Below are 206 nucleotides of genomic sequence, written 5' to 3'. Positions count from 1 at the left end.
GACCCTAGAACCTTTCTGCGACAAGGTTCTACTGATCGTTAACGTTGCATCAAAATGTGGCTTAACGCCACAGTATGAAGGCCTTCAAGCCCTGTATGAACATACCAAGGACCTTGGGTTTGAAATACTTGCTTTTCCAGCGAACGATTTTGCTGGCCAAGAGCCCGGTACAGACGATGAGATAAAATCGTTTTGTAGCACGCAAT

General features: G+C 45.6%; 1 pseudogene. It reads left to right on the top strand.

The features are described 5' to 3' along the window. Nucleotides 1–206, top strand: a pseudogene (locus A3773_RS17660) (glutathione peroxidase); the annotation flags it as partial.

It is taken from the genome of Neptuniibacter pectenicola (genome assembly GCF_001597735.1).
Taxonomy (GTDB): Bacteria; Pseudomonadota; Gammaproteobacteria; order Pseudomonadales; family Balneatricaceae; genus Neptuniibacter; species Neptuniibacter pectenicola.
Note: the sequence above shows the minus strand (reverse complement) of the source record. Positions and strands in the feature narration are given on the sequence as shown.